This window comes from Roseateles sp. 22389 (assembly GCF_052044995.1).
Classification (GTDB): domain Bacteria; phylum Pseudomonadota; class Gammaproteobacteria; order Burkholderiales; family Burkholderiaceae_C; genus Roseateles.
Map to the genome: position 1 here is coordinate 137,913 of NZ_JBQEOF010000007.1, position 26,856 is coordinate 164,768.

Below are 26,856 nucleotides of genomic sequence, written 5' to 3' on the forward strand. Positions count from 1 at the left end.
GAGACAAGCCATGAACCCGACCCGCCGCCGCGTCACCGCGGTTGCCATCGCCGCCGCCTCTGCGGCCAGCGCGGCCGCGCTGCTCGCACCGATGCAAGCCGCGCAGGCCCAGGCGCCGTATCCCAACAAGCCGATCACGATGCTGGTCGGCGCCGCGCCGGGCGGCACGACCGACATCGCCGCGCGCATGCTCGCCGAGCCGCTGGGCAAGGCGCTGGGCCAGACGGTGGTCGTCGACAACCGCTCGGGTGCGAGCGGCGCGCTCGCGGCCGTCGCGACCAAGCGCGCGGAGCCGGACGGCTACACGATCCTGATGCAGTACTCCGGCTATCACGTGATCACGCCGCACATCCAGAAGGCCGCCTGGGACCTGAAGGACCTGCGTCCCGTGGCCAACGTGCTGACCGCGCCGCAGTTGATCGTCGTGCGCGAGGGCGTGCCGGTGAAGAACGTGGCCGAGCTGATCGCCCACGCGAAGAAGAACCCCGGCAAGCTGTCCTTCGCCTCGTCGGGCAATGGCTCGCTGCAGCACGTGACCGGCGTGATGCTGGAACAGCAGGCCGGCATCCAGATGATCCACGTCCCCTACAAGGGCACCGGCCCGGCGCTGCAGGACCTGCTGGGCGGCCAGGTCGACCTCACCTTCGGCACGCCGCCGCCGTTCATGCCCTTCATCGCGTCGGGCAAGCTGCGCGCGGTGGCCGTGACCGGCAAGGAGCGCCTGAGCTCGCTGCCCGACGTGCCGACCGCGACGCAGGCCGGGCTGCCCCAGCTGGACGCCGGTTCGTGGTTCGCCGTGTTCGCGCCGGCGAAGACGCCGCAGGCGGTCGTCGACAAGCTGACTGCGGAGATCCAGAAGATCATGGCCACGCCCGAGTTCAAGAAGAAGGCCGCCGAGCTGGGCGCGACGGCGGACTACATGAATCCGCAGCAGTTGCAGGCGCACAGCGACGCCGAATTCCAGCGCTGGGGCAAGGTGATCGGCTCGGCCAAGATCCAGGCGGACTGAGCCACGCCCCCCGGGCCCGGTCCATCGACCGCCCCGGAACGTCCAGGCGGGCCCTGGACCTTCGACAGCCGGCCATCCCGGGAGGGATGGGCCGGCTTCGCGCTTGTGGGGTTCCGCGAATCCCTGGCGCCTGATCGCCGTCCACCCCCGCGCGGGAGCGCCGGGTGGGCCGCGAATTGACCGAATCGATATTCCCCGGGCATCGGGCGGGAACTGCATTTCGCGTGACCGGAACTGATGCGCCCGTTGGCAGAAAACAAGATTCCGCGCCCTTGCGTGGCGCCCCTGCATTCCCCGTATGGAGTTTCACATGCCCTTTCTCCGAGGCTTTCTCAGATGCGTCGCCATGGCGGGCGCATTCGTGGTGATTCATGCCGCCGCGGCGCCGGTGATCAATATCGGATCGATGTTCGACTATCTCGGCTCGGACCGCAGCACGATACTGAAGCAGATTCGAAACACCGGGGATTCGACCGCATTCGTCAAGGTTTCCGTCAGCGAGATCGTTTACGGCGAATCCGGTGAAACCGAAGAGCGGCCCCTCGATACCCAGGGCCTCAGCGCCGGCGGGGGCGTGGGGCTGATCGCCAGCCCGATGCGGTTGATCGTCCCTGCGGGCGGCGTGCAGGCGACACGACTGCTGTTCCGAGGGGAACGCGATGTCGAGCGTCACTACCGCGTGCGCTTCATTCCGGTGCTGCCCGATGCCGGCGACGAGTTCGCGCTGGAGGAGGGCGAGCGCCAGAAATACCAGGAGGGTTTGCGGGCCGGTGTCAGCGTGCTGACCGGATATGGCGCGATCACGATCGTGCGGCCCGCTGAAAGCCGCTTCGATACCCGCATCGAACAGACCGCCGAGCGATTCTCCGTGCGCAATTTCGGCAACAGCACCATCGTGCTGGACGGATTGATGCAATGCGATGCCGTTCAAAAGGAATGCGCCGCGCCGATGGTGCGGCATGTCCGGCCCGGAGGCGACATCGAGTTCGACAAGCAGGCCGGACCCGTCGTCATTTTCAACTTGGTGGAGGGAAACAAACAGAGCGCGATCACGATCAAGTAGTCATTTGAATCAACCGATATCCAATCCTTTCCAATTCAATATGTTCAAGTCCATTCGATTCCTCAAGACCGCCATCGCCGCCGGCGTTTTCGCCGCAGCTTCCACCGCCGCGATGGCGGAAACCAAGGACCTGACGATCTCGGTCGTCGCCGAGATCCCGACCGCGGCCTTCTACGTCACCCCGTCCGCGGGCTGGAACGCGTCGGAAGTCCAGAACTTCGGCTACAGCAACGGCGGCCTGCAGTCCATGAGCCGCTCGCTGGAGATGAAGAGCACGATCGGCGCGATCAGGGCCTTCCTGCTGAACACGGCCGAGATGACGGGCACCGGCGCCAACAAGGTGGCGCTCGACGTGACCGTGAACGGCCAGAAGCTGGCCGTCGGCGCGGGCCAGTCGATCGAGGTGCTGGCCAAGGCGCCCGCCGCCACCGGCCAACGCGTCCCGCTGGTCCTGACCCCGACCACCGCCACCCCCGCACCGGGCATCTACACCGGCCAGGTGGCCATGGTGTTCGACTCCGTCATCTGATGGCACGAGGGCGCTCCGGCGCCCTTTTCTTTCCCCGCCTTGTCATGAAGCAATCCAAAAGACTGATCTGGCCGTTCGCGGTGTCCATGGCCCTGGCCGGGGAAGGTCCGGCGGCAGCCCCGAACTTCCAGGAGCTGCCGCTGACCGCCCAGAGCAGGAGCCTGCCCAGCGACTTCAAGGACCACTTCTTCGATGTGCCGCTGGCGATGCGGGTGGAAATCGACGGCCAGTTCCTGTCGGACGCCATGGGCGTGCTGACGGAGGCCGGACGGGTCCAGTTGATCGAATGGATGCGGGAGTCCGGCGACAGCCCCCAGGACGCGGCGCGATGGCTCCAGTTCCTGCGGGAACCGCGCGCGCTGGGCGCCTGTGGCGGCGATTGCGGCGATGTCGTCGCGCTCCACTACAACCTGCAGACCTCCACCTTGTCGATCGTGACCGCCCAGGCCGAGCGTGCCGGGACGGTCGATCGATACCACCGCCTGCCCGACGGCGGCAGTCGCGGTCTGCTGCTGCGCAATGCGTTGAACGTGGCCGGCGGCGAACGCCAGAGCCTCGCGGCGCGCTACACCGTCGATGCGATCGGCAGCGTCGGTCAATGGACCGGCATCGGCACCGTGCTGGGCTCGCAGAGCGCCCTGGCGGACGGCGAGCGCCGTCACCTGGTCTCGCGGCTGTACCTGCAGCGGGAAACGCACGGTCATTTCATCCGGGCCGGGTTCTTCGTCCCGGACTACCAGGGCCGCCTGCGCGCGCCGCGCGCGCCTGACGCCTTCCCCGACACGACCGCCGGCGTGATGGTCGGCACTTCGGAAGCGCTGGAGATCGCGCAGGCCTCGCCGAGCATGACGCCGCTGCATGTCACCGCCAACCGCCAGGGCGTGGTCGAAGTCTTCCGCGACGGACTGCTGCTCTACACCCAGCCGGTGGAGGCGGGCCTGCAGACGATCAACACGACCTCGCTGCCCGCCGGGGTCTACGAAGTGGAAGTGCGGCTGGTCGAGGACGGCCAGCTGTCCTCGACGCGCACCGAGCTGATCTACAAGCCGACCACCTGGGGCGACACGGGACGACGCTGGCGCTATGCGCTGTTCGGCGGGCAGGAGCGCGCCGTGTTCGGCAAGTCCGGCCGGCACGCCGACGATCTGACCGCCGGCGGGGCGGTGAATTACCTGGCGCATCCGCAACTGGTGCTGGGTGCGTCGATCCAGCAGACGGGCGATCGCCGGACGGCGGGCGCCTCGGCGGACTGGGCGGTCACCGACGCCGCCAAGCTGTTCATCAGCGGATTCCACTCCAGCGAGCGTGGCTTCGGCTTCGACCTTCAATCGATGCTCCTGTACCGCGGCGGCAGCCTGGCCGTCAGCCACAACGAGGCGCGCGAGGCGTCGTCCCGTCTCCTCGCGGCGAACTCGCGAGAGCGGCTGGCCAGCAGCTCGATCGCCTGGTCCCACCAGTGGTCGACCCGCACCCAGCTCAGCGGCTACCTGACACACACCCAGGGCCGGACGCGGGGCACCGGCATCGACCTGGGGCTGACCCATCAGCGCAAGCTCTTCGGTTCGGACGCCCACCTCCGGTTCTCGGCCTTCGATCGACCGCTGGGCAGCCTCGGCCGGCGGGACCGCGGCCTGAACCTCACCTTGACCATGGCCCTGGGCGATAGCCGGCGCAGCTACAGCATGAGCGCCGGCACCCGCAGCGACGCGCAGGGCGGACGGGATCACCATGCCAGCCTCGGCGTCCGCCAGAGCCTGGACCATCCCGCGCTGAGGCAGGTCGGCCTCACCGCCTCGATGGACCGCCATGGCCTCGGCTTGAACGGCACGGCGCTGTTGCGTCACGAGCTCGTCGAGGGCGACCTCTTCGCGCAGCGCTCCTCCTTGAACGGAGCGTGGAGCGGCGGCGCCAACCTGAACAGCGCGGTGGCCATCGGCGCTGGCGGCGTGGCGGTCTCCGGCGACCAGCAGGCCGCCTGGGCCGACGCCGGCATGATCATCGACGTCGACACCGACCTGCCGGAAGCCAGCCTGTGGGCGCAGGACGTGCACGGTGCCGGCCTGCAGCTCCACGCCGGACGGAACTTCGTCCCGGTGACGGCCTATCGGGCCGGCAAGCTGCACCTGGAGTTCGACGCGGTCGCGGCGCCCTCCGCGGTCGTGCAGCCCTCGCTGCTGCCGTATCACCTGAACAAGGGCGGCGTTGGTCATCAGACCGTGCGGGTGCTGAAGACCGTGACGGTCATCGGCCGCCTGGTCGACCATCAACAGCAGCCGATCCGTGGCGGGCGCGTCACCAACCATGCCGGCCATGCGGTGACCGAGGCCGACGGCCTCTTCGCGCTCGAGATGAGCGAGCGCAATCCGCAGCTCGTCGTCAAGCATGCCGACCTGGGCGAATGCCTCGCGGAGTTGGTGCCCGACCGCGCCCAGCGCGAGGGCGATGTCCTGCTGCTGGGCGATGTCTCGTGTCTGGTCGAGGCGGAGCGTCCCCCCGAGGAGCTGGCGCCGACGCGCGCCGCCGCGCTCCGCGGCCGGAGCCCGCTATGAGCCGCGGATGCATCCGCTGCCGGTTGAAGCGCGCGCTCGCGCGCTGCGCCGCGGGTCGAATGGCGACATGCGCGTGGCTGCTGGTCGCGAGTGGCTTGGCCCTTGCCGCGGACGTGCGCATCACGGCGGAGTTCAAGCCCTCCGTCTTCAATCCCGGCAAGACCGCGTTCATCAACACGACGCCGATCTCCGGTTACTGCGTCAACTATCCCGGGGAGTGTCCGAACGGCAAGTTCACGATTGCCCTTCCGCTGGGAACGGTCCACTTTGGCGAATTGCTGCCCGGTGCGCCGAATCGTGAGTCCATCCACTTCCGGGTCCCCAGCGAGTTCGTCGATGTGACGGTCCGGCATGCGGTGTCCGGAGAACCGGCCATCGTGCGGTTCCGGGTCAGCGTCTTCTCCGCGATGTACCAGATCGATGGCCTGGCCAGCGGCGCCAGCGATGCCTATGGGGCCCATGCGGCCCTCTGGCAGGACGGCGTCCGGTGGGTCTATCCCGCGGCGCCATGCACCTATTCGGGCGTCGCCGGGATCGGCTGGGACTTCTACCACTTCGCGTGGGGGACGCCGCCTGTGACCCACACCACGCCTTGCGTCAAGAAGCCGTCACGGGCCATTCCTACCAGGGAGCGCTTCCGGCTCACCAACCACTCCGTCGCGTATGAGTTGGTGACGCCCAATCCCTTCGGGATGAAGAACGGTGTCTATCGAGGTAGCCAGGTCTTCAGCGTGTCGCCGCACGGCGACTTCGACTTCGGAGACAAGGCGATCCCGTCCCGTTCCAGCATTGAGCTCGAGTTCGAGCTGACCGTCGCCCATCACTTCCAGCTCGACATGTCCGACGCCGCCAGGCGGGCGGTACTGGAGCCACCGCGGGGTTGGGGCGAATGGCTGGCGGGCGCCGCGGCGCCGACCAAGCTGGGGCGTGACCTGGGCTTCGTCCTCAGCCTCAGCGCTCCGGTGACGGTCAGTTTGGGGTGCGCGTCGACCGATGGTCGCCGGTGCCGACTGGACAACGGACAGGGCAGTCGCGTGCCCTATTCGGTGGCGCTGAGCATTCCGGGGATCGTCACCAACGCGGCGCAGCCCGTGTCGAGGCTGGAGATGACCACCGACCAGATACGGTCCCTGAGCCCCGCCCAGGGATTCACCGCCAACGCCAAATCCAGGATCCACGTGGAGGCCGGGGAGCAGAGCGTCGCCGAAATGATCAAGCACCCCGGCAGCAAGTACGCCGACGTCTTCACACTGACCTTCGACGCACAGACGGACTGACCGACCATGAACAGATTCCTGTCCGCCATCGCCGCCGTCCTGGCGCTCCTGGTCTTGCCGTGCTCCCACGCGGCGGACGTGAAGATCACCGCCGCGTTCAAGCCCTCGATCCTCGATCCGACGCGGTCGACCTTCGTCAACACCACGCCCCAGAGCGGGTTCTGCGTGATCGTCCCGTCGCAATGCGGACCTGGCGACTTCAGCATCGACCTCCCGCTGGGCGACGTGAGTTTCCGGCCGCTCCAGCCCAATGCGGCCGACGTCGATTCGGTGCATTTCCGCTTCCCCAGCGACTTCATCACGGTGCCTGTGACCCATCAAGCGACGGGTCATGTCGCCGAGGTCAAGTTCCGGATCGTGTCTTACGCCGGGCGATACAACATCCGGAACATCGCGCCCAACGACCACAGCAACCTCTGGGCGGGCGGCTCGTGGGTGAACGGCGCCGGGCCCTGCAGTTCCACGGGCATGGCCTACTTCAGCACCTACCAGTTCTACTTCAGGTGGTGGACGCCGCCCGCGGCCGCGACCCAGCCCTGCGTGAAGAAGCCGACCCGGACCATTCCGACCGGTGACTTCTGGCTGGAGGGCGGTCGTCACTCGGTGAGCTACGCGCTGGTCACGCCCAATCCACTGGGCATGCGCAACGGCGTCTACCGGGGAAAGCTGACGCTGGTGAATGGCCGGGGCGGGCACTTCGATTTCGGCGCGCAGGCCATCATCAATGAGGTCTACGTCAACCTGACGTTCGAGCTGACCGTCGAGCATGAGTTCCAGCTCACCATGCCCGATGCCGCGAAACGGGCCGTGCTGGAGCCGCCGCGCGGCTGGACGGAATGGTTGGCGGGCGGCGCGACCCCGCCCAGGCTCAGCCGCGACCTGCCCTTCGTGATCAGCCTCAGCGCGCCGGTGAAGCTCAGCCTGAGCTGCGCCTCCACCGACGGCCAGCGGTGCCGGTTGGACGATGGCGCGGGCAACCGCGCGCCGTACTCGGTGGCGCTGAGCATGCCGGGGATCGTCACCGACAGCGGCCAGCCGGTGTCCCGGTTGGAGATCACCACCGACCAGCCACGCGCCTTGAGGCCGGTCCTCGGGTACGCGGTGAATGCGAAGTCGAAGATCCACGTGGAAGCGGGAGAGCAGAGCGTCGCCGACATGGCCAGGCGCCCGGGCAGCAAGTACGCCGACGTCTTCACGCTGACTTTCGACGCCCAGATCGACTGAGCGTCGCGCCACGCGGCCCGCGTCCACCGGGCCAGCGTCAGATCGCCACCAGCCCCCGGATCTCCGGCGTGTGCATGTCCGCGTTGCTCCCGCGCGCGATCACGCTGCCGCGCTCCAGCACAAGGAACTCGTCGGCCAGTTCGGCGGCGAAGTCGTAGTACTGCTCGCACAGCAGGATCGCGACCGGATGGCCGTCCAGGCCTTCGTCGGCGAGCCGCCGGATCACCCGCCCGATGTCCTTGATGATGCTCGGCTGGATGCCCTCGGTGGGCTCGTCCAGGATCAGCAGCCGCGGCGATGCCGCCAGCGCCCGCGCGATCGCGAGCTGCTGCTGCTGACCGCCCGACAGGTCGCCGCCGCGGCGCTTGAGCATCTGCTTGAGCACCGGGAACAGCGCGTACAGGTGTTCCGGCACCGGCGTGCCGCCGGGCTTGCTCGCCAGGCCCATGCGCAGGTTCTCCTCGACGGTCAGCCGGGCGAAGATCTCCCGCCCCTGCGGCACGTAGCCGATGCCCGCGCGGGCGCGCTGGTAGGGCGTGGCGTGCGAGATGTCCCGGCCGGCCAGCGACACGCTGCCGGCACGGATCGGCACCAGGCCCATCAAGCTCTTGAGCAGGCTGGTCTTGCCCACGCCGTTGCGGCCGAGCAGCACCGTGATGCGCCCCGGTGTCGCGCTCACCGACACATCGCGCAGGATGTGCGAGCCGCCGTAGTACTGGTGGAGGCCGCGCGCCTCGAGCATCGGCGCGGGCGCCGCGTCGCTGGCGGCCACCGCCGCGGTCCGGTCTTGAAGCTCAACGTCCAAGGTACACCTCGATCACGCGTTCATCCGCCTGCACCTGCGCCAGCGTGCCCTCGGCGAGCACCGACCCCTCCGCCAGCACCGTCACCTTCTCCGCGATGCGGTCGACGAAGCCCATGTCGTGCTCCACGACGATGAGGCTGTGCCGCCCCTTCAGCGTCAGGATCAGCTCGGCGGTGCGCTCGGTTTCCTGGTCGGTCATGCCGGCCACCGGCTCGTCCAGCAGCAGCAGCTTGGGGTCCTGCACCAGCAGCATGCCGATCTCCAGCCATTGCTTCTGGCCGTGGCTCAGCAGCCCGGCGGCGCGCGTCATCTGGTCCTGCAGGCGGATCAGCGTCAGCACCTCGGCGAGCCGGTCCTTCTGCGCGCCGCTGAGCACGCCCCACAGCGAGGCGCGCAGCGCCCGCGATCCCTGCAGCGCGAGCTCCAGGTTCTCGTACACGCTGAGCGCCTCGAAGACCGTCGGCCGCTGGAACTTGCGACCGATGCCCAGTTGCGCGATCTCGGCCTCGCTGTGGCGCAGCAGGTCGATGGTGCCGCCGAAGAAGACGGTGCCGCGGTCCGGCCGCGTCTTGCCGGTGATGATGTCCATCATCGTGGTCTTGCCCGCGCCGTTGGGGCCGATGATGCAGCGCAGCTCGCCGGGGGCGATGTCCAGCGACAGGCCGTTGATCGCGCGGAAGCCGTCGAAGCTGACGTGCACGTCCTCCAGGTACAGGATGCGGCCATGCGCCAGGTCCAGTTCGCCGGGCCGCACCACGCGGCCGTAGCCGGGGCCGCTGGCGGCGCGCAGGCGCTCGCCGCCTTGCTCGAGCAGGTCGGGGCTCATGCGGTGGCCTCCCCGGTCTTGGCGGCGGACGTCGCGCCGAACTTGCGCTTGAGCAGACCCGCGATGCCATCGGGCATGAAGAGCGTGACCGCGACGAAGAGCGCGCCCAGCAGGTAGAGCCAGTACTCCGGCGCGAACTGCGTCAGCCAGCTCTTCGCGCCATTGACCGCGAAGGCGCCGGCGATCGGGCCGGCGAGCGTGCCGCGGCCGCCGACCGCCGCCCACACGGCGATCTCGATCGAGTTGGCGACGCTCATCTCGCCGGGATTGATGATGCCGACCTGCGGCACGTACAGCGCGCCGGCCAGGCCGCAGATCAGCGCCGACAGCACCCAGGCGGCCAGCTTGTAGGGCAGCGGCGAGTAGCCGCAGAACATCAGCCGCGACTCGGCGTCGCGCACCGCGCTGAGCACGCGGCCGAACTTGGCGCGCGTCAGCCAGCGCAGGCCGAGGTAGCAGCCGATCAGCGCGACGGCGCTCAGCACGAACAGCGTCATCCGCATGCCTGGCGTCGTGATGGACAGGCCGAGCAACCGCTTGAAGTCGGTGAAGCCGTTGTTGCCGCCGAAGCCGGTCTCGTTGCGGAAGAAGAGCAGCATCGCCGCGTAGGTCATCGCCTGCGTGATGATCGAGAAGTACACGCCCTTGATGCGCGAGCGGAAGGCGAAGAAGCCGAAGACGAAGGCGATGCCGCCCGGCACCAGCAGGACCAGCAGCATCGTCGCGAGGAAGCTGTCGCTGAGCGCCCAGTGCCAGGGCAGCTCCTTCCAGTCGAGGAAGACCATGAAGTCGGGCAGCGCGCTGCGGTACTGGCCTTCGGTGCCGATCTGGCGCATCAGGTACATGCCCATCGCATAGCCGCCCAGCGCGAAGTACAGGCCGTGTCCCAGCGACAGGATGCCGGCGAAGCCCCAGATCAGGTCCATCGCCAGCGCGCACATCGCATAGCAGCAGAACTTGCCGAGCAGGCTGATCCAGTAGCCGTCCACATGCAGCGGATGGTCGGTGGGGACCAGCAGGTTGAGCGCCGGCAGCAGCGCGCAGGCCACGGTCATGGCGGCCAGCACGGCCAGCCAGCCGGCGCGGCCGAGCAGCGCGGGGCGCTGCGGCAGCTGCAAGGGCGACGCGGGTCCGGTCGATGCACCCGAGGGCGGAATGGCCCCGGGCGTGGCGCCTGATGCCGCGACCGGGGGCGCCTCGGCGACGGGCAGGGCCGTCGCCGGGTCGTGCGCGGCGGGGTTGGTGGAGGAGGGCAGGCTCATGGCGAGGGCGGCGGGATCGGCGCGCATTCAGGTCTCCTGGGCGCGGCCCTTGACCGCGAACAGGCCTTGGGGGCGCTTCTGGATGAAGACGATGATGAAGAGCAGCACGGCGATCTTGGCCAGCACCGCGCCGACGACACCTTCGAGCGCCTTGTTGGCCAGGCCCAGTCCGAGCGCCGCGAGCACGGTGCCCGCCAGCTGGCCGACGCCGCCGAGCACGACCACCATGAAGGCGTCGACGATGTAGCTCTGGCCCAGGTCCGGGCCCACGTTGCCGACCTGGCTCAGCGCGCAGCCGGCCAGGCCCGCCAGGCCCGAGCCGAGCGCGAAGGCATAGGTGTCCACGCGCGCGGTGGGCACGCCCATGCAGGAGGCGATCGGCCGGTTCTGGGTGACGGCGCGGACGAAGAGCCCGAGCCGCGTGCGCGCGATCAGCAGCGACATGCCGCCCAGCACCACCAGCGCGAAGCCGATGATCACGAGCCGGTTGGTCGGCAGGGCCAGGCCGGGCATCAGCGCGAGCGAGCCGCCCATCCAGGACGGGCTTTCGACCGCGACGTTCTGCGCGCCGAAGAGCGAGCGCACCGCCTGCATCAACACCAGGCTCAGGCCCCAGGTGGCCAACAGCGTCTCGAGGGGGCGGCCGTAGAGCCAGCGGATCACGGTGCGTTCCAGCGCGGCGCCGACCAGCGCCGAGGCGAGGAAGGCGGCGGGCATCGCGACGAGCAGGTAGGCGTCGAACCAGGCCGGTGCCCATTGGCGGAAGGCCACCTGCACCAGGTAGGTCGCGTAGGCGCCGATCATCATCAGCTCCCCATGCGCCATGTTGATCACGCCCATCAGGCCGTAGGTGATGGCCAGGCCGAGCGCGACCAGCAGCAGGATGCTGGCCAGGCTGATGCCGGTGAACAGGGCGCCCAGGCGCTCGCCCCAGGCCAGCCGGTCCTCGACGGCGCGCAGCGAGCGCTGCAGCGCCCGCTTCACCTCGGGATGCTGCTCCTCGGCGAGCCGCTGGTTCAGCAGCAGGCGGGTTTCGGGGCTGCGGGATTCGCCGAGCTGCTTCGCGGCGTCCAGGCGCTTGCCGTCGTCGGGGCTGGCGGCGAGCGCGGCGGCACGGGCCAGTGTCAGCGCGTCGCGGACGGCGTCGTCGCGTTCCTTGGCGATCGCGACGTCGAGCAGGGCGACGCGTGATTCATCGCCGCCAGCGTCGAGCAGGGCCTTCGCGGCGGCGAGGCGCTCGGAGCGGTCCGCGCTCGACAGCCGCAGCGCAGCCAGCGCGCCGTCGAGCGCGCCGCGCAGGCGGTTGTTGAGCATCACGTCCTCGAGGGAGGACGCGGCCTCGGCGGCCAATGTCACCGCCGCGCCGGTCGTGGCATCGACGACGCCGGCCTCGGAGGCGATCAGCACGCGCTGGTCGGGTCCGAGCTTGAGGCGTTCATCCGCCAGCGCCTGCAGCAGCGGGGCGGTGCGGTCGTCCGGCGTCGCGACCAGACGGGCGATCGCGGCGATGCGGTCGTCGGTCTCGCCCTGCGCGACGGCCAGCGCCTGGGGTTGCGTCAGCGCATGGGCCGCCGGGGCGAACGCCAGGAAGGCCGCTGGCAGGCATGCGGCCAGCCAGCGAAGGAACAGGTTCATCGGGCGCTCCGATCCGTGGACTGCAAAGGACGCTGGCCCTCACCCCTCCCTCTCCCGCAAGCGGGAGAGGGGGCAATACCGGCCGGCGCCCTCCTCGCGATCTCTCGCAAGGAACTCCCTCTCCCGCTTGCGGGAGAGGGCGGGGGTGAGGGCCAGCGGCCGCGGAAGTACCGCGGCCTTCCTACTCCCTCTCCCGCTCGCGGGAGAGGGCCGGGGTGAGGGTCTTTTCGTTCACTTCTTCACCGGCTCATCCGGCTTGCCTTCGTTCCCCGCGATGTACGGGCTCCACGGCTTGGCCTTGACCGGCGCGGGCGTCTTCCACACCACGTTGAACTGGCCATCCGCGCGGATCTCGCCGATGAACACCGACTTGTGCAGATGGTGGTTCTTCTCATCCATCTTGGACGTGATACCCGACGGCGCCGTGAAGGTCTGCCCGCCCATCGCGGCGATCACCTTGTCGACGTCGGTCGACTTGGCCTTCTCCACCGCCTGCTTCCACATGTTGATGCCGATGTAGGTCGCCTCCATCGGATCGTTGGTCAGCGGCTTGTCCTTGTGGCCGGGGATGTTCTTCGCCTTCGCATACGCCGCCCACTTCTTGATGAAGGCATCGTTGGTCGGGTTCTTGATCGACATGAAGTAGTTCCACGCCGCCAGATGTCCCACCAGCGGCTTGGTGTCCACGCCGCGCAGTTCCTCCTCGCCCACCGAGAAGGCCACCACCGGCACGTCCTTGGCCTTCAGCCCCGCGTTGCCGAGCTCCTTGTAGAAGGGCACGTTGGAGTCGCCGTTGATCGTCGACACCACCGCCGTCTTCCCGCCGGCCGAGAACTTCTTGATGTCGGCCACGATGGTCTGGTAGTCGCTGTGGCCGAAGGGCGTGTACTTCTCGTCGATGTCGCTGTCCTTGACGCCCTTGCTCTTCAGATAGGCGCGCAGGATCTTGTTGGTGGTGCGCGGGTAGACGTAGTCGGTGCCCAGCAGCACCCAGCGCTTGGCGCCGCCGCCGTCCTTGGACATCAGGTAGTCGACCGCCGGGATCGCCTGCTGATTGGGCGCGGCGCCGGTGTAGAAGACGTTCTTGCTGAGCTCCTCGCCCTCGTACTGCACCGGGTAGAAGAGCAGGCCGTTGAGCTCCTCGACCACCGGCAGCACCGACTTGCGCGACACCGAGGTCCAGCAGCCGAAGATCACCGCGACCTTGTCCTGCGTGAGCAGCTGGCGGGTCTTCTCGGCGAAGAGCGGCCAGTTGGACGCGGGGTCGACGACCACCGGCTCGAGCTTCTTGCCGAGCACGCCGCCCTTGGCGTTGATCTCGTCGATGGCCATCAGGACGGTGTCCTTGAGCACGGTCTCGGAGATCGCCATCGTGCCGGACAGGCTGTGCAGCACGCCGACCTTGATGGTGTCGGCGGCGAAGGCGGGCAGGGCAGCGAGGTTCAGGCCGGCCAGCGCGCCGGCGACGGCCAGGGTCTTGAGCGTGAAGCGGCGGGGGGCTTTCGGATGCGAGGACATGGGGAGCTCCGGTGGATGAAGAGGACGTCGGCGGACTTCACAGGACTTCGGGAAGTGACCGGATGCTAGGAAGGCGCGCGCGCGGGGCATATACGGCACATGGCGTATGCGGGGCGTAAGCGGGGCGTATGCGCGACGCGGCGCGGGGCGGTGACCGCTCGTAACACCTCGAAGAAACGTGCGTGCACCACCGGGAAAGCCCTGCCGTTGAGGCAACATCCGGCCCCTCCCCGGAGCGCGGCCGAGGGCCGCAGGAGCAGGGGTCGGTCCCCGACTCCGGACAACAGGAAAGAAACAGGAGCAGAACGATGAATGCGATGGCGATGAGTTCGACCCCCCTGCCGGCCCGGCGGCCGGACCGCGCGATGGCGCGATGGCTGCTGGCGGCGCTGATGCTGCTGGCGACGATGCTGACGGGCGGCTCCGCCTGGGCGCGCGACGACGGCGATTGGCAGATCCTGAATGCGCGCTACGGGACGCCCCAGCACAACATCGACGTCACCGGCCGGCTGAAGGAACTGGCCCGCAGCGATGACCGCGTGCGGGTGACCAACGGGCTCTTCGGCGACGACCCGGACGTGGGGCGCTCGAAGGTGCTGCGCATCTACGCGCGCAACCGCGATGGCGGCACCCGCGTGTTCGAGTTCCGAGAGGGCAACGTCATCGACGGCAACGACTTCACCGGCTGGCGCGGCGGCGAATGGGGCCAGGGCGGCGGCAGCGGCGGCTGGGACGGTCCCGGCGGCCATGACGACGGTGCCTACGCCATCCTGGGCGCGCGCTACGGCGTGCCCGAAGCCAGCATCGACGTCACCAGCCGCCTGCGCGAACTGGCGCGCCGCGACGCGAAGGTGCGGGTGACCAACGACCTGTTCCGCGATGACCCGGCGGTCGGCCGCACGAAGATGCTGCGCATCTATGCCCGCGACCGCAGCGGCCAGGTGCGCACCTTCGACTACCGCGAGGGCGCCTGGATCGACGGCGCCCAGTTCACCGGCTGGGGCCGTGGCGACTGGGGCCAGGGCGGCTGGAACGGCGGCTGGGACGGCCGGCCGGACGCCGGTGGTGGCGACTACGGTCCGCCGAGCCAGCGCCTGACGATCGTGCGGGCCACCTACGGCAGCGGCGGCCGCTATGTCGACGTGACCGAGCGCCTGCGCAACATCAGCCGCGGCGGCCGCCTCGACGTGCAGGCCGGCAACGACCTGGCGGGCGGCGACCCGGCCTACGGCGAGTCCAAGGTCCTGACCGTGTACTACGTGATCGGCCGCGGTCGCGAGCAGACGGCCGTGATCCGCGAGGGCGACCGCCTACGCCTGCCCTGAAGACAGAGGCGATCCAGGATCGCCTGATCGATGAAGGACGAAGGCCCCTTCCGGGGCCTTCGTTGCTTTTGCTCCGTGGACTCCCAAAGTGTGGCAGAGTGCATCTTCTGAGTGCAAACTGCTACGGAGGTGCGATGAGTTCGAATTCGATCCGGATCAGCAATCAGCTGTTCCGAGATGCCCAGGAGACCGGCGAGTACGTGGCCCGTTCCGCCGCGCAGCAGGTCGAGTTCTGGGCGCGCATCGGCCAGGCGCTGGAGAACTCCGGCGTCCGCTCGCAATTGCTGCTGGAGCTGTTGCGGGGCGATCACGGCACGCAGGCCATGGCGCGTATCGAGGACGACCTGCGGGCCGCCAAACGGATCGAGCAGGCACGGGACATCGAGGCGATCAAGTCCGGAGCGTCCCAGCCCTCGGAGTCGATCTGGTTCACCGAGGAGCGGGCCAAGAATGCGAGGGCCCTGGACTCACCCTACTGACCATGACGACGCAACCGCGACTGCCCGACGAAGAAGCTGCTCTCGAGGGGCGCTTGCTCGATCGGGTGCTCACCAGCCTGCCGGCTGGCGTCATCCTGGTGGGAGGTCAGGCGCTGGGCTTCTGGATGAAGCGCTACGGGATATCGACGCACGGCGCGGCGATCACCGCTGACGCTGACGTGATCGGGGATGTCTCGGATGCCCACGAACTGGCCAGGCGGCTGGGTGCCCGCGTGGAGTTGCCCCGAAAGACGGCACGGACCTCTCTGGTCGCCCAGGTCAGGATCCCGGCCCCTGCCAGGAAGGAAGGCAATGTCGACATCCTCCATCTGCTGTTCGCCACGGGCGGATTGGAGAAATGCGGTGTTTTCACTCGGCGGGTCATTGCCGGATGTCTGAGCTTTGAGATCGCCGAGGGACAGCTCCTGCGGGTGATGAGCCCTTTCGACGTGCTGGAGTCGCGCATCCACAACCTCGCGGGGCTCCGGGACAGCAAGGGATCGCACGTCGAAACCCAGGCGCGCTGGGCCGTGCAGGTTGCCAAGGCGGCGCTGTTCTCGCAGGCGTGCGGAAACGCCGAGTTCGCGGCCCGCCTCGGGGCGGCGATTCAACGCATCTTCCAACTCTCCAAGAGCTCTGCGGGACGCCGGGCCCATCGCCAGTACGGCATCGACATCCTCGAGGCCATCGATGCCGACCTGCTCGAAGCCATGGTGCCCGCCTGCGCGGTCCAGCTGGACCCGGTCCGGCGGCTTCAGGAGGAGCGGGCGACCGGCCGCGCGTGAGCGCCGCGGGCGCCTCACACCTCCCACTGCGGATGCATCTCCCTGACCCGTGTCAGCGCCATCGCGGCCGCCGCGGTGCGGGTCTCCACGCCGAGCTTGGCGTGGATGCGCTCCAGGTGCTTCTTCACCGTCGCCGGGCTGGCGCCGAGGATCTCACCGATGTCGCGGTTGATCTTGCCCTTGACGACCCAGTACAGCACCTCGGCTTCGCGCGCGGTGAGGCTGAAGGCCAGGCCCAGCGAGCGGATCACCGCGGCGTCCGAGACCTCGCGCATGACGATCAGCCAGTCGCCGCCCGCAGTGCCTGAAGCGGCGCTGATGCCGGCCGCGGTTTCCGGACCCGCGCCGTTCGGCTCCTCGCCGCCGATGCAGTGGTGCAGCCGGAAGCTCAGCCGCCGCGCGCCGAGCTCGGCGCACAGGCGCGGCGGCTCCTGCGGCGGCGCACCGTCGCCCGGTGATTGGCGCGCCATCTCGTCGAGCGTCTTGCGCAGCCACGCCAGCACCGGCGCGGGCGTCTGCGGCGCCACCGTGCCGAAGTAGAGCTGCAGCAGCTCGCGGGCCAGCGGCGTCTGCCACAGCAGCCGGCCCGACGACGCCCGCACCGCGATGCTCGCGTAGCCGAAGGCGTCCAGCGCCTGGCGCGTCTGACGGGCCTGGCGCGCGCCCTGCAGGTGCACCTGCATGCGCGCCAGCACCGCGCGCGGATCCAGCGGCTTGGTCACGTAGTCGACGCCGCCCGCCTGCAACGCGGCGACGAGGTGCTCGGTCTCCGTCAGCCCCGTCATGAAGACGATCGGGATGTGCGCCGTCGACGGATCGGCCTTCAGCCGCCGCGCCACCTCGAAACCGTCCATGCCCGGCATCATCGCGTCCAGCAGCACGATGTCCGGCCGCCCCTGCCGGGCGCAGGCGAGCGCCGCCTCGCCGTTCGTCGCCGCCAGCACCGTGTAGCCGTGCTCGTCCAGCGCGTCATGCAGCAGCGACAGGTTGTCGGGCACGTCGTCGACCATCAGGACGCGATCGCCCTGCTGCTGGTCGAGCAACGTCGTGACGGCGGAAGGAAGCACGGAGTTCATCTCGGGTCACCCAACTCGGTCGGTCTCGGGAGGTCCTCGCCGCGCGGCAGGCCGCGCAGCATCGCCTCGAACTGGAATTGGCGCGCCAGCGTCCGCTGCGCGTCGCAGAAGCCACGCCAGGCCGGATCGGCCGCCTCGATCGCGTCGAGCTGCTGCAGCACGCCGCGGTAGTAGCCCAGCTGCAGCGCCTCGCGCAGCCCGGCCAGGCGGGCCGGCGGCGGTACCTCGACCGGTGTGGCGGTCGATGTGGCCGTCGATGTCGCGGTGGACGCGGCGGCCCCGGCCAGCGCGGACGGCGCCACGCTCCGGTCCGGCGCCGCCCGCCAGGCCAGCGACAGCCGTTCGGTCAGCCAGTCCAGCAGCAGCTCATGGCGCACCGGCTTGAGGATGAAGTCGCGCGCCGCGATGCCGGCATCGTTGTCCTGGCCGCGTTCAAACGCGTTGGCCGAGACCACCGCCACGGCGGGCGCCTGCACGCCCAGGTCGCCCAGCATGCGCCGCAGCCGCCGGATCGTCTCCCAGCCGTCGATGCCCGGCATCGCCAGGTCCATCAGCACCGCGTCGGGCACCCAGCCGGCGGCGACCAGGTCCAGCGCGTCGTGACCGCTGCAAGCCTCGCGCACGGTGAAGCCCAGCGGCTCCAGCAGTTCGATCAGCAACTGGCGGTCGTCCGATTCGTTGTCGACCACCAGCACCCGTGGCGACGCGCCGTCCAGGCCGATGCGTTCCTTCGCGACGCGTCGCATGCGCGGCGTGTCCCAGATGCGGCCGTGCAGCTCCGGCAGGAACAGCCGCACCCGGAAGGTCGAGCCCTGGCCCGGCGTGCTGGTGGCCGACATCTCGCCGCCCATCAGCTCGGTCAGCATCTTCGCGATGGTCAGCCCCAGTCCCGCGCCCGGCGCGCCACCGGTGCCGCGGGTTCCGCGAGCGAAGGGCTCGAAGATGCGCGCCAGCTCCGCGGCGTCCATGCCGGGGCCGGTGTCGGCGATCTCCAGCGTCGCCATCTCGCGGCCGTGCCGCACCCGCAGCGTGACCTCGCCCGCGGCGGTGAACTTGATCGCGTTGCCCAGCAGGTTGATGAGGATCTGCCGCAGCCGCTGCTCGTCGGCGCGCACCCAGCCGGGCAGCGCGCCCTGCGGCTCGAAGCGGAAGCGCAGCCCCTTGGCCGCGGCCTGCGGCTCGAACATGTCGGCCAGCTCGCGCAGCAGCTCGTCGAAGCGGACCGGCCCCGGCTCCAGGCTCAGCCGGCCGGCCTCGATGCGGGCGATGTCCAGCGTGCCGTCGATCAGCTGCATCAGGTGCTCGCCGCCGCGCTTGATGACCTGCACCGCCTGGCGCCGCTGCGGCGGCAGGGCCGCGTCCGCCGCCATCAGCTGGGCGTAGCCCAGGATGCTGTTCAGCGGCGTGCGCAGCTCATGGCTGATGGTGCTGATGTAGCGGCTCTTGGCCTGGTTGGCCGCCTCGGCCGCGGCCTGCGCGCGCTCGGCCTGCAGCCGCGCGCCCTGCAGCGCCTCGTCGGTGCGGCGGTGCGAATCGATCTCGCGCATCAGCGCCTGCGTCTGGCGCTTGGATTCCTCCTGCGCGACCTCGCGGCTCTGGTGCGCGAGCACCAGCCACCAGGCCACCGTGCCGGCCACCAGCAGCAGCGCGAAGAAGGCCTTCAGCAGGCCAGTGCGCACGCTCGCGCGCAAGGCGTCCTGCGCCGCGGCATCGATCAGCGGCACCTGTGGCAGCTGCTGCAGCTGCTGGTGATAGAGCAGGCCGAAGAGCGTCGCCAGCAGCGGCGTGATGACCAGCATCAGCAGCAGGTAGTGGCCCAGCCCGGTGTCGATGTAGGCCCAGCCGCGGCGCGGCAGCACCCGGCGCAGCGCGCTCGACCACTGCGCCGAGAGGCTGGCGTGCGGCTTGCACAGATCGCCGCAGCGGGCATCCAGCGTGCAGCACAGCGAGCAGATCGCGCCGCGGTACGCCGGGCAGTGGGCCATGTCGGGGCCCTCGTAGTCGCGCTCGCAGATCACGCAGCGGCGCACGGCCTCGGTGCCGGCCGCCTGGATCTCCGCCGCCGGGCGGGCGAGGTAGTAGCGGCCCCTGGTCGCCCAGGCGATCAGCGGTGCGCTCGCGAGCGCCGTCACCATCGCGATCGCCGCCGACCAGGCCTGCGCCAGCGTGCCCATCAGCCCGAGGTGCGCCGCCACCGAGAGCACCGAGGCCAGCGCCATCGCGCCCACGCCGACCGGGTTCACGTCGTAGAGATGGGCGCGCTTGAACTCGATGCCCGGCGGCGACAGCCCCAGCGGCTTGTTGATCACCAGGTCCGCGACGACGGCCATGATCCACGCGATCGCGACGTTGGCGTACAGGCCCAGCACATGGCCCAGCGCCTCGAAGACGTTCATCGACATCAGCATGAACGCGATCAGCGTGTTGAACACGACCCAGACGACGCGTCCTGGATGGCTGTGGGTCAGCCGCGAGAAGAAGTTGCTCCACGCCAGCGAGCCCGCGTAGGCATTGGTGACGTTGATCTTGAGCTGCGAGACGACGACGAACAGCGCCGTCGCCGCGACCGCCCAGCCGTACTGGGGGAAGACGTACTCGTAGGCGGCGAGGTACATCTGGTTGGGGTCGACCGCGCGTTCCGCCGGCACCGCGTGGCTGACCGCGAGGTAGGCCAGCATCGCGCCGCCCAGCATCTTCAGCACGCCCAGCACGATCCAGCCCGGGCCGCCGGCCAGCACCGCCGCCCACCAGCCCAACCGGTTAGCGGCGGTCTGGCGCGGCATGAAGCGCAGGTAGTCGGCCTGCTCGCCCATCTGCGTGATCAGCGCCACGCCGACGGTCAGCGCTGCACCGAAGGCGTGCGCGTCGAAGGCCGCGGTCCCCGATTGCGACCCAATCTGGGTCGTGATGCCGTCGAATGCACCAGGATGAAGCCATCCCACCCAGGCGAAGGGCAGCACCAGCAGTGCCAACCACAGCGGCTGCGTCCACAGCTGCAGCCGGCTGATGGCGGAGATGCCGTGGGTGACCAGCGGGATCACGGCCAGCGCGCACAGCAGGTAGCCCCACTGCGGCGGGATGTCCAGCGCCAGCTCCAGCGCGTAGGCCATCACCGCCGCCTCCAGCGCGAAGAAGATGAAGGTGAAGCTCGCGTAGATCAGCGAGGTCAGCGTCGAGCCGATGTAGCCGAAGCCGGCGCCCCGCGTCAGCAGGTCCATGTCGACGCCATGCCGCGCCGCGTAGACGCTGATCGGCAGGCCGGCCAGGAAGATGATCAGGCCGGTGGCCAGGATGGCCAGCGCCGCGTTGGTCCAGCCGTACTGCAGCAGCAGCGTCGCGCCGACCGCCTCCAGGATCAGGAAGGAGGCCGCGCCGAAGGCGGTGTTGGCCACGCGCCAGCTCGTCCAGCGCCGGAAGCGCTGCGGCGTGTAGCGCAGAGCGTAGTCCTCCAGCGTCTCGCGGGCGACCCAGGCGTTGTAGTCCCGCCGCAGCTTGATGATGTGCTGCGGGGCGTCCTGGGGGGCGGGCGGCGTGTCCATGGGGCGGGGCAGGGCGGGAAATGCATGAACCGTGCCCGCACCGGCATGGGGCTTGCTAGCGGTGGACCGGCATCCAAGAATGGCGCGTCGTCGCCCACCCGCTGAAGGCCATGGAACTCACGCCCCGAGAGAAAGACAAGCTGCTGATCTTCACCGCCGCCTTGCTCGCCGAGCGGCGCAAGGCCAAGGGCCTGAAGCTCAACTATCCCGAAGCCGTGGCCTACCTCAGCGCCGCCGTGATGGAGGGCGCCCGCGAGGGCCGGACCGTCGCGCAGATGATGAAGGCCGGCCGCGAGCTGCTCACCCGCGACGACGTCATGGACGGCGTGGCCGAGATGATTCCCGACATCCAGGTCGAGGCCACCTTCCCCGACGGCACCAAGCTCGTCACCGTCCACCAACCGATTCCCTGAGGACCTCCCATGATCCGACGCCTCCTCGTCGCGACGGCCGTTGCCGCGCTGCCCGCCGTGGCCGCCGCCCATGCCGGCGACGCCGCCCATGACCATGGCCTGACGGCCGGGTTCATGCACCCGTTCACCGGCCTGGACCACCTCGCCGCGATGCTGGCCGTGGGGCTGTGGAGCGCGCTCACGCAGACCGGCCGGCGCATGCTGGCCGCGCCGTTCGCCTTCGCCGGGCTGCTGCTGGTCGGCGCGCTGGCGGGCCTGGGGCTGGGGACGCAGGGCCTCGCGGTGCCGGGCGTGGAGCCGATGGTCGCCGCCTCGGTGCTGGTGCTGGGGCTGGTCGCCGCGGCGCGCTGGCGGCTGGGCGCCACGGCATCGGCCGCGCTGGTCGGTGCGTTCGCCGTCTTCCATGGCTTGGCGCATGGCGCCGAGCTCGGCGGCGGCGCGGCGCTCGTGGGCATGGTGCTCGCGACGGCGCTGCTGCATGCGGGCGGCCTGGCGCTGGGCCTGAAGCTGCGCGCGCTGGCGCCGGTCTGGTCGCGCGCGGCCGGTGGCGCGATCGCGCTGCTGGGCCTGGGCCTGCTGACCCGGCTGGTGATCGCATGATCCCCGGCGAACTGCTGACCGACGCCGGCGAGCTCGAGCTCAATCCCGGCCGCCGCACGCTGGTGCTGACCGTGGTCAACGCGGCGGACCGCCCCATCCAGGTCGGCTCCCATTACCACTTCGCCGAGACCAACGCCGCCTTGAGCTTCGACCGCGAGGCCGCGCGCGGCATGCGCCTGAACATCGCGTCCGGCACCGCCGTGCGCTTCGAGCCCGGCCAGCAACGCACCGTCGAGCTGGTCGACATCGCCGGCCTGCGCGAGATCTGGGGATTCCGCGGCCTGATCCAGGGAGCGCTGTGATGGCCCGCATCGGCAAACGCGCCTATGCCGAGATGTTCGGCCCGACCGTGGGCGACCGCGTCCGGCTCGCCGACACGGCGCTCGTCATCGAGGTCGAGGACGACCTGACGTTGCGCGCCGGCGGCTACGGCGAGGAAGTGAAGTTCGGCGGCGGCAAGACCATCCGCGACGGCATGGCGCAGTCGCAGCGCACCCGCGCGCAGGGCGCCGTCGACACGGTGCTGACCAATGCGCTGATCCTGGACCACTGGGGCATCGTGAAAGCCGACATCGGCCTGAAGGACCACCGCATCGTCGCCATCGGCAAGGCCGGCAATCCGGACACGCAGCCGGGCGTGGACATCGTCATCGGTCCCGGCACCGAGGTCATCGCCTGCGAGGGAGCGATCGTCACTGCCGGCGCGATCGACTCCCACATCCACTTCATCTGCCCGCAGCAGATCGAGGAGGCGCTGGCCAGCGGCGTGACGACGATGCTGGGCGGCGGCACCGGTCCGGCGACCGGCACCTTCGCCACCACCTGCACGCCAGGGCCGTGGCACATCGAGCGCATGCTGCAGGCGGCCGATGCCTTCCCGATGAACCTGGGCTTCCTCGGCAAGGGCAACGCGAGCCGGCCGGAAGCGCTGGTCGAGCAGATCGAGGCCGGCGCGATCGGCCTGAAGTTGCACGAGGACTGGGGCACCACGCCGGCGGCGATCTCCAACTGCCTGGACGTGGCCGAGGCCACCGACACGCAGGTCGCGATCCACACCGACACGCTCAACGAGAGCGGCTTTGTCGAGGACACGGTCGCGGCCTTCAAGGGCCGCACCATCCACACCTTCCACACCGAAGGCGCCGGCGGCGGCCATGCGCCCGACATCCTGAAGGTGGTGGGCGAGGCCAACGTGCTGCCCAGCTCCACCAACCCGACGCGGCCCTACACGATCAACACGCTCGACGAGCACGTCGACATGCTGATGGTGTGCCATCACCTGGACCCGGCGATCGCCGAGGACCTGGCCTTCGCCGAGAGCCGCATCCGCAAGGAGACCATCGCGGCTGAGGACATCCTGCACGACCTCGGCGCGATCAGCATGTTCAGCTCCGACTCGCAGGCGATGGGCCGCGTAGGCGAGGTGATCCTGCGCTGCTGGCAGACCGCGCACAAGATGAAGCAGCAACGCGGGCAGCTGCCCGGCGATTCGGAGCGCCACGACAACGGCCGCGTGAAGCGCTATGTCGCCAAGCTCGCGATCAATCCGGCGATCGCGCACGGCATCAGTCACGAGGTCGGCAGCATCGAGGTCGGCAAGTGGGCCGACCTGGTGATCTGGAAGCCGGCCTTCTTCGGCGTCAAGCCCTCGCTGATCCTCAAGGGCGGCGTGATCGCGCTGGCCGCGATGGGCGATCCCAACGCCTCGATCCCGACGCCGCAGCCGGTGCACTACCGGCCGATGTTCGGCAGCTTTGGCGGCTCGCTGGCGCGGGCCTCGCTGAGCTTCGTGTCGCAGGCCGCGATCGCGGGCGGCGTGGCCGCGCGCTATGGACTCGCCAAGACGGCGGTGGCGGTGAAGGGCATCCGCGGCGTGGGCAAGAAGGACATGGTCCACAATGCCTACGCCCCGCGGATGGAGGTCGATCCCCAGACCTACGCGGTGCGCGCCGACGGCCTGCTGCTGCACTGCGAGCCCGCCTCGGTGCTTCCGATGGCGCAGCGCTACTTCCTGTTCTGAATGATCCAAGTCTCCAAACTGCTCGCGCGCGGCGCGGGCCTGGCGCCGGTGCTGCTCAAGCGCGCGGCTAGCGTGACGCTCGACTGGGACACGCGCCAGAAGAGCCGCTTCCAGGCCACCGACAACCAGGGCCGCGAGCTCGGCGTCTTCCTGCCGCGCGGCACCGCGGTGCGCGGCGGCGACGTGCTGGTGGCCGAGGACGGCTCGCTGGTGCGCGTGATCGCCGCGCCGCAGCCGCTGCTGCGCATCACCGCCTGCGCGTCGCACGGCTCGCCGTTCGACCTGGTCCGCGCGGCGTATCACCTGGGCAACCGCCATGTGCAGATCGAGCTCCAGCCCGATCACCTCAAGATCGAGCCGGACCATGTGCTGGCCGACATGCTGCGCGCGATGCACCTGATCGTGAACGCGGTGGAGGAGGGCTTCGAGCCTGAAGGCGGCGCCTATGCGGCCGGTGGCCACGGGCACTCCCACGGCCATGGACATGACCACGGCCATGGGCACGAGCACGGGCACGGGCACGGGCACGACCATGCACACGAGCACGGCCATGCGCATGAGCACAGCCATGCCCCAGCGCCCGCGGCCGCGCCGAAGAAGACCATCGCCATCCAGTCGGCCACGACGCCGCACGTGCATGGCCCGGGTTGTGGACACGAGCACTGATCCGGTCCCGCCGCTGTTGCGGCTGGTCTGGCTCGCGTCGCCGGCGTTGCCGATCGGGGCGTTCTCCTACTCCGAGGGGCTGGAGGCGGCGGTCGAGCACGGCCACGTGCATGACGACGCGAGCGCCGGCGCCTGGTTGAGCCAGCAGCTGCGGTTGCTCGCGCGCGGCGACCTGGCGGCGATCGCCGAAGGCATCGTCGCCTGGCGGGCCGGCGACGAACCAGCGCTGCGTGCGCTGGCCCGCTGGCTGCGCACCACGCGCGACGGCGCCGAGGCCCGGCTGCAGAGCGAGCAGATGGGGCAGTCCCTGCTCGTCTGGCTGCGCGGCCAGCCGATGGCCACGGCGGCGCAGCTGGCGCTGCTGGTCGACTGCGGCGAGGGGCGGCCCGCCCACCATGCCTTCGTCATGGCGCTCGCGCTGTCGACGATCGACGTGCCCGTCGACCAGGCGCTGCACGCGCAGGCCTTCGGCTGGGCCGAGAACCAGGTGCAGGCCGCGCTGAAGGCCGTGCCGCTGGGCCAGACCGCCGGCCAGCGCGTGCTGGCGCGCCTGGCGGCCGAGATTCCCGCCGCGGTGGCCGAGGCCGTCGCGACCCCGCCCGCGCGGCGCCAGCTCTTCGCGCCGATGCTGTCCATCCTCGCGGCGCGCCACGAAACCCAGTACTCCCGACTGTTCCGATCATGAGCACCACCACGCCCCACGCCTCGCCGCTGCATCACGTTCCCGGTCGCACCAAGACGCTGCCGCCGCTGCGGGTGGGCATCGGCGGTCCGGTCGGCTCCGGCAAGACGACGCTGCTGGAGATGCTGTGCAAGGCCATGCGCGAGCGCTGGGACCTGGTCGCCATCACCAACGACATCTACACCAAGGAGGACCAGCGCCTGCTGACCGTCAGCGGCGCGCTGCCCGCCGAGCGGATCATGGGCGTGGAGACCGGCGGCTGCCCGCACACGGCGATCCGCGAGGACGCGTCGATCAACCTCGAGGCGATCGACCGCATGCTGGCGCAGTTCCCGGACGCGGACGTCGTCTTCATCGAGTCCGGCGGCGACAACCTCGCCGCCACCTTCAGCCCGGAGCTGAGCGACCTGACGATCTACGTCATCGATGTCGCCGCCGGCGAGAAGATCCCGCGCAAGGGCGGCCCCGGCATCACGAAGAGCGACCTGTTCGTGATCAACAAGACCGACCTCGCGCCGCATGTCGGCGCCAACCTCGAGGTCATGGAAGCGGACACGAAACGCATGCGCCCGACGCGGCCCTTCGTGATGACCAACCTCAAGACGCTGAGCGGGCTCGACGAGGTGGTCGCGTTCATCGAGCGCAAGGGGATGCTCGGCAGTCGCTGAGCGCATCGAATTCCAGGTCCGCATCCGGCCAGACATCGCGCTGGCGCGGCGGAAGACTCCGGTCTCATCACCACGACCGGAGCTTCCGCGATGCATGCCCATCCCGCCTCTCATCCCCATCCCTTCCAACTGACCGGCCAGGTCGCGCTGGTCACCGGCGCCAGCAGCGGCATCGGCCGCGCGACCGCGCTGCTGTTCGCGAGCGCCGGCGCGGCCGTCGTTGTCGGCGCCCGGCGGGCCGCGGCGCTCGACACGCTGGTCGACGAGATCGAGGCGGCCGGCGGCCATGCCACCGCCCTGGCCGGCGACGTCCGCGACGAGTCCTTCGCGCAGGCGTTGGTCGCGCTGGCGCGCTCGCGCTTCGGCGGACTGGACATCGCCTTCAACAATGCCGGCACGCTCGGCGCGCTCGGGCCGACGCCGGAGGTCTCGCTGGAAGCCTGGCGAGAGGCCGTCGACGTCAACCTCACCGGTGCATTCGTCGGCGCGAAGCATCAGCTGCCGGCGCTGCGGGAGCGCGGCGGCGGCGCGCTGATCTTCACCTCGACCTTCGTCGGCCACACCGCCGGTTTCCCGGGCACCGCCTGCTACGCGGCGAGCAAGTCCGGCCTGATCGGGCTGACGCAGGCGCTGGCGGTCGAGGCGGCGGCGGACGGCATCCGCGTCAATGCGCTGCTGCCCGGCGGCACGGACACGCCGCTCGCGCATGCGATGAACGGCACGGCGGAGCAGATGGCCGCCGTGGCGCAGCTGCATGCGCTGGGGCGGATCGCCTCTCCCGAAGAGATCGCCCGCGCGGCGCTGTTCCTGGCATCGCCGGCGTCGTCATTCATGACGGGCACGGCGATGCTGGTGGATGGTGGGGTGTCGATCAAGAAGGGGTGATGGGCCTGCGAGAGACCCCGG

General features: G+C 69.9%; 24 protein-coding genes. 17 read left to right on the forward strand and 7 right to left on the reverse strand.

Going from position 1 to position 26,856, the window contains the following annotated elements; all coding sequences use genetic code 11:
- The first annotated feature begins 10 nt into the window (after positions 1-10).
- The 6 genes from ACTJKJ_RS12225 to ACTJKJ_RS12250 all read left to right on the forward strand — a co-directional run bounded on the left by ACTJKJ_RS12225 (position 11) and on the right by ACTJKJ_RS12250 (position 7,651).
- The gene (locus tag ACTJKJ_RS12225; RefSeq protein ID WP_440820597.1) at positions 11-1,009 is read left to right on the forward strand and encodes a Bug family tripartite tricarboxylate transporter substrate binding protein; all 999 of its coding nucleotides are present in this window, start codon (positions 11-13) and stop codon (positions 1,007-1,009) included.
- 346 nt (positions 1,010-1,355) lie between these two features.
- A complete protein-coding gene (locus ACTJKJ_RS12230) occupies positions 1,356-2,072 on the forward strand; it encodes a hypothetical protein (RefSeq protein WP_440820598.1) in 717 nt (238 codons plus the stop codon).
- Between the two features lie 40 nt (positions 2,073-2,112).
- Positions 2,113-2,601 (forward strand): CS1 type fimbrial major subunit, encoded by a 489-nt coding sequence (locus ACTJKJ_RS12235; RefSeq protein ID WP_440820599.1) that lies wholly within the window; start codon positions 2,113-2,115, stop codon positions 2,599-2,601.
- A gap of 44 nt (positions 2,602-2,645) precedes the next feature.
- The gene (locus tag ACTJKJ_RS12240; RefSeq protein ID WP_440820600.1) at positions 2,646-5,150 is read left to right on the forward strand and encodes a CS1-pili formation C-terminal domain-containing protein; all 2,505 of its coding nucleotides are present in this window, start codon (positions 2,646-2,648) and stop codon (positions 5,148-5,150) included.
- Positions 5,147-6,427, forward strand: coding sequence for a hypothetical protein (locus ACTJKJ_RS12245; protein ID WP_440820601.1), 1,281 nt, complete (start codon positions 5,147-5,149; stop codon positions 6,425-6,427). Before ACTJKJ_RS12240 ends, ACTJKJ_RS12245 begins: the two co-directional genes overlap by 4 nt.
- A gap of 6 nt (positions 6,428-6,433) precedes the next feature.
- Positions 6,434-7,651, forward strand: coding sequence for a hypothetical protein (locus ACTJKJ_RS12250; protein WP_440820602.1), 1,218 nt, complete (start codon positions 6,434-6,436; stop codon positions 7,649-7,651).
- A gap of 37 nt (positions 7,652-7,688) precedes the next feature.
- Here the strand turns inward: ACTJKJ_RS12250 and urtE are convergent, their stop codons facing one another.
- From urtE to urtA, 5 genes are all read right to left on the reverse strand, one after another.
- A complete protein-coding gene (gene urtE, locus ACTJKJ_RS12255; RefSeq protein ID WP_440820682.1) occupies positions 7,689-8,393 on the reverse strand; it encodes an urea ABC transporter ATP-binding subunit UrtE in 705 nt (234 codons plus the stop codon).
- A 52-nt stretch (positions 8,394-8,445) separates the two neighbouring features.
- A complete protein-coding gene (gene urtD, locus ACTJKJ_RS12260) occupies positions 8,446-9,282 on the reverse strand; it encodes an urea ABC transporter ATP-binding protein UrtD (protein WP_147241720.1) in 837 nt (278 codons plus the stop codon).
- On the reverse strand, positions 9,279-10,571 hold the full coding sequence (gene urtC, locus ACTJKJ_RS12265) for an urea ABC transporter permease subunit UrtC (RefSeq protein ID WP_440820603.1): 1,293 nt from the start codon (positions 10,569-10,571) through the stop codon (positions 9,279-9,281). The genes urtD and urtC overlap by 4 nt, the downstream gene beginning before the upstream one ends.
- A complete protein-coding gene (gene urtB / locus ACTJKJ_RS12270; RefSeq protein ID WP_440820604.1) occupies positions 10,572-12,179 on the reverse strand; it encodes an urea ABC transporter permease subunit UrtB in 1,608 nt (535 codons plus the stop codon). It abuts the gene before it with no gap.
- A 231-nt stretch (positions 12,180-12,410) separates the two neighbouring features.
- On the reverse strand, positions 12,411-13,697 hold the full coding sequence (urtA, locus tag ACTJKJ_RS12275) for an urea ABC transporter substrate-binding protein (RefSeq protein WP_297387096.1): 1,287 nt from the start codon (positions 13,695-13,697) through the stop codon (positions 12,411-12,413).
- Between the two features lie 323 nt (positions 13,698-14,020).
- Between urtA and ACTJKJ_RS12280 the strand changes: the two genes are divergently transcribed.
- The 3 genes from ACTJKJ_RS12280 (at position 14,021) to ACTJKJ_RS12290 (ending at position 16,286) form a co-directional block, all read left to right on the forward strand.
- Positions 14,021-15,022 (forward strand): hypothetical protein, encoded by a 1,002-nt coding sequence (locus ACTJKJ_RS12280; protein WP_440820605.1) that lies wholly within the window; start codon positions 14,021-14,023, stop codon positions 15,020-15,022.
- Between the two features lie 134 nt (positions 15,023-15,156).
- Positions 15,157-15,501: a TA system antitoxin ParD family protein gene (locus ACTJKJ_RS12285; RefSeq protein ID WP_091725648.1), complete on the forward strand. Its 345-nt coding sequence runs from the start codon at positions 15,157-15,159 to the stop codon at positions 15,499-15,501.
- 2 nt (positions 15,502-15,503) lie between these two features.
- Positions 15,504-16,286: a hypothetical protein gene (locus ACTJKJ_RS12290; protein ID WP_440820606.1), complete on the forward strand. Its 783-nt coding sequence runs from the start codon at positions 15,504-15,506 to the stop codon at positions 16,284-16,286.
- 14 nt (positions 16,287-16,300) lie between these two features.
- On the opposite strand, the gene ACTJKJ_RS12295 is transcribed toward ACTJKJ_RS12290, so the two are convergent.
- Together ACTJKJ_RS12295 and ACTJKJ_RS12300 are read right to left on the reverse strand one after the other, a co-directional pair.
- Complete coding sequence (locus ACTJKJ_RS12295; RefSeq protein WP_440820607.1) at positions 16,301-17,362, reverse strand: response regulator; 1,062 nt, start codon at positions 17,360-17,362, stop codon at positions 16,301-16,303.
- A complete protein-coding gene (locus ACTJKJ_RS12300) occupies positions 17,359-20,901 on the reverse strand; it encodes a hybrid sensor histidine kinase/response regulator (RefSeq protein WP_440820608.1) in 3,543 nt (1,180 codons plus the stop codon). The genes ACTJKJ_RS12295 and ACTJKJ_RS12300 overlap by 4 nt, the downstream gene beginning before the upstream one ends.
- A gap of 110 nt (positions 20,902-21,011) precedes the next feature.
- Here ACTJKJ_RS12300 and ureA point away from each other — a divergent pair, with 110 nt between their 5' ends.
- The 8 genes from ureA to ACTJKJ_RS12340 all read left to right on the forward strand — a co-directional run bounded on the left by ureA (position 21,012) and on the right by ACTJKJ_RS12340 (position 26,835).
- Positions 21,012-21,314: an urease subunit gamma gene (gene ureA / locus ACTJKJ_RS12305; protein WP_091725629.1), complete on the forward strand. Its 303-nt coding sequence runs from the start codon at positions 21,012-21,014 to the stop codon at positions 21,312-21,314.
- A 9-nt stretch (positions 21,315-21,323) separates the two neighbouring features.
- Positions 21,324-21,914 (forward strand): HupE/UreJ family protein, encoded by a 591-nt coding sequence (locus ACTJKJ_RS12310; RefSeq protein ID WP_440820609.1) that lies wholly within the window; start codon positions 21,324-21,326, stop codon positions 21,912-21,914.
- Positions 21,911-22,216, forward strand: coding sequence for an urease subunit beta (locus ACTJKJ_RS12315; protein WP_091725620.1), 306 nt, complete (start codon positions 21,911-21,913; stop codon positions 22,214-22,216). The genes ACTJKJ_RS12310 and ACTJKJ_RS12315 overlap by 4 nt, the downstream gene beginning before the upstream one ends.
- A complete protein-coding gene (ureC, locus tag ACTJKJ_RS12320) occupies positions 22,216-23,934 on the forward strand; it encodes an urease subunit alpha (protein ID WP_147241785.1) in 1,719 nt (572 codons plus the stop codon). Before ACTJKJ_RS12315 ends, ureC begins: the two co-directional genes overlap by 1 nt.
- Positions 23,935-24,600, forward strand: a complete 666-nt coding sequence (gene ureE, locus ACTJKJ_RS12325) for an urease accessory protein UreE (protein WP_440820610.1) — start codon at positions 23,935-23,937, stop codon at positions 24,598-24,600. It begins immediately after the preceding gene.
- Entirely contained in the window at positions 24,572-25,285 is a 714-nt protein-coding gene (locus ACTJKJ_RS12330) for an urease accessory protein UreF (RefSeq protein ID WP_440820611.1), read from the forward strand. Before ureE ends, ACTJKJ_RS12330 begins: the two co-directional genes overlap by 29 nt.
- Complete coding sequence (gene ureG / locus ACTJKJ_RS12335; RefSeq protein ID WP_183492567.1) at positions 25,282-25,950, forward strand: urease accessory protein UreG; 669 nt, start codon at positions 25,282-25,284, stop codon at positions 25,948-25,950. The genes ACTJKJ_RS12330 and ureG overlap by 4 nt, the downstream gene beginning before the upstream one ends.
- 90 nt (positions 25,951-26,040) lie before the next feature.
- Positions 26,041-26,835: an SDR family oxidoreductase gene (locus ACTJKJ_RS12340; RefSeq protein ID WP_440820612.1), complete on the forward strand. Its 795-nt coding sequence runs from the start codon at positions 26,041-26,043 to the stop codon at positions 26,833-26,835.
- The last annotated feature ends 21 nt before the right edge of the window (positions 26,836-26,856 follow it).

Excerpts from the sequence above, each read along its gene's own strand:
- ACTJKJ_RS12225 (WP_440820597.1), top strand. The coding sequence starts at position 11 with ATGAACCCGACCCGCCGCCGCGTCACCGCGGTTGCCATCGCCGCCGCC.
- ACTJKJ_RS12230 (WP_440820598.1), top strand. The coding sequence starts at position 1,356 with ATGGCGGGCGCATTCGTGGTGATTCATGCCGCCGCGGCGCCGGTGATC.
- ACTJKJ_RS12235 (WP_440820599.1), top strand. The coding sequence starts at position 2,113 with ATGTTCAAGTCCATTCGATTCCTCAAGACCGCCATCGCCGCCGGCGTT.
- ACTJKJ_RS12240 (WP_440820600.1), top strand. The coding sequence starts at position 2,646 with ATGAAGCAATCCAAAAGACTGATCTGGCCGTTCGCGGTGTCCATGGCC.
- ACTJKJ_RS12245 (WP_440820601.1), top strand. The coding sequence starts at position 5,147 with ATGAGCCGCGGATGCATCCGCTGCCGGTTGAAGCGCGCGCTCGCGCGC.
- ACTJKJ_RS12250 (WP_440820602.1), top strand. The coding sequence starts at position 6,434 with ATGAACAGATTCCTGTCCGCCATCGCCGCCGTCCTGGCGCTCCTGGTC.
- urtE (WP_440820682.1), bottom strand. The coding sequence starts at position 8,393 with ATGCTCGAGGCGCGCGGCCTCCACCAGTACTACGGCGGCTCGCACATC.
- urtD (WP_147241720.1), bottom strand. The coding sequence starts at position 9,282 with ATGAGCCCCGACCTGCTCGAGCAAGGCGGCGAGCGCCTGCGCGCCGCC.
- urtC (WP_440820603.1), bottom strand. The coding sequence starts at position 10,571 with ATGCGCGCCGATCCCGCCGCCCTCGCCATGAGCCTGCCCTCCTCCACC.
- urtB (WP_440820604.1), bottom strand. The coding sequence starts at position 12,179 with ATGAACCTGTTCCTTCGCTGGCTGGCCGCATGCCTGCCAGCGGCCTTC.
- urtA (WP_297387096.1), bottom strand. The coding sequence starts at position 13,697 with ATGTCCTCGCATCCGAAAGCCCCCCGCCGCTTCACGCTCAAGACCCTG.
- ACTJKJ_RS12280 (WP_440820605.1), top strand. The coding sequence starts at position 14,021 with ATGAGTTCGACCCCCCTGCCGGCCCGGCGGCCGGACCGCGCGATGGCG.
- ACTJKJ_RS12285 (WP_091725648.1), top strand. The coding sequence starts at position 15,157 with ATGAGTTCGAATTCGATCCGGATCAGCAATCAGCTGTTCCGAGATGCC.
- ACTJKJ_RS12290 (WP_440820606.1), top strand. The coding sequence starts at position 15,504 with ATGACGACGCAACCGCGACTGCCCGACGAAGAAGCTGCTCTCGAGGGG.
- ACTJKJ_RS12295 (WP_440820607.1), bottom strand. The coding sequence starts at position 17,362 with ATGAACTCCGTGCTTCCTTCCGCCGTCACGACGTTGCTCGACCAGCAG.
- ACTJKJ_RS12300 (WP_440820608.1), bottom strand. The coding sequence starts at position 20,901 with ATGGACACGCCGCCCGCCCCCCAGGACGCCCCGCAGCACATCATCAAG.
- ureA (WP_091725629.1), top strand. The coding sequence starts at position 21,012 with ATGGAACTCACGCCCCGAGAGAAAGACAAGCTGCTGATCTTCACCGCC.
- ACTJKJ_RS12310 (WP_440820609.1), top strand. The coding sequence starts at position 21,324 with ATGATCCGACGCCTCCTCGTCGCGACGGCCGTTGCCGCGCTGCCCGCC.
- ACTJKJ_RS12315 (WP_091725620.1), top strand. The coding sequence starts at position 21,911 with ATGATCCCCGGCGAACTGCTGACCGACGCCGGCGAGCTCGAGCTCAAT.
- ureC (WP_147241785.1), top strand. The coding sequence starts at position 22,216 with ATGGCCCGCATCGGCAAACGCGCCTATGCCGAGATGTTCGGCCCGACC.
- ureE (WP_440820610.1), top strand. The coding sequence starts at position 23,935 with ATGATCCAAGTCTCCAAACTGCTCGCGCGCGGCGCGGGCCTGGCGCCG.
- ACTJKJ_RS12330 (WP_440820611.1), top strand. The coding sequence starts at position 24,572 with ATGGCCCGGGTTGTGGACACGAGCACTGATCCGGTCCCGCCGCTGTTG.
- ureG (WP_183492567.1), top strand. The coding sequence starts at position 25,282 with ATGAGCACCACCACGCCCCACGCCTCGCCGCTGCATCACGTTCCCGGT.
- ACTJKJ_RS12340 (WP_440820612.1), top strand. The coding sequence starts at position 26,041 with ATGCATGCCCATCCCGCCTCTCATCCCCATCCCTTCCAACTGACCGGC.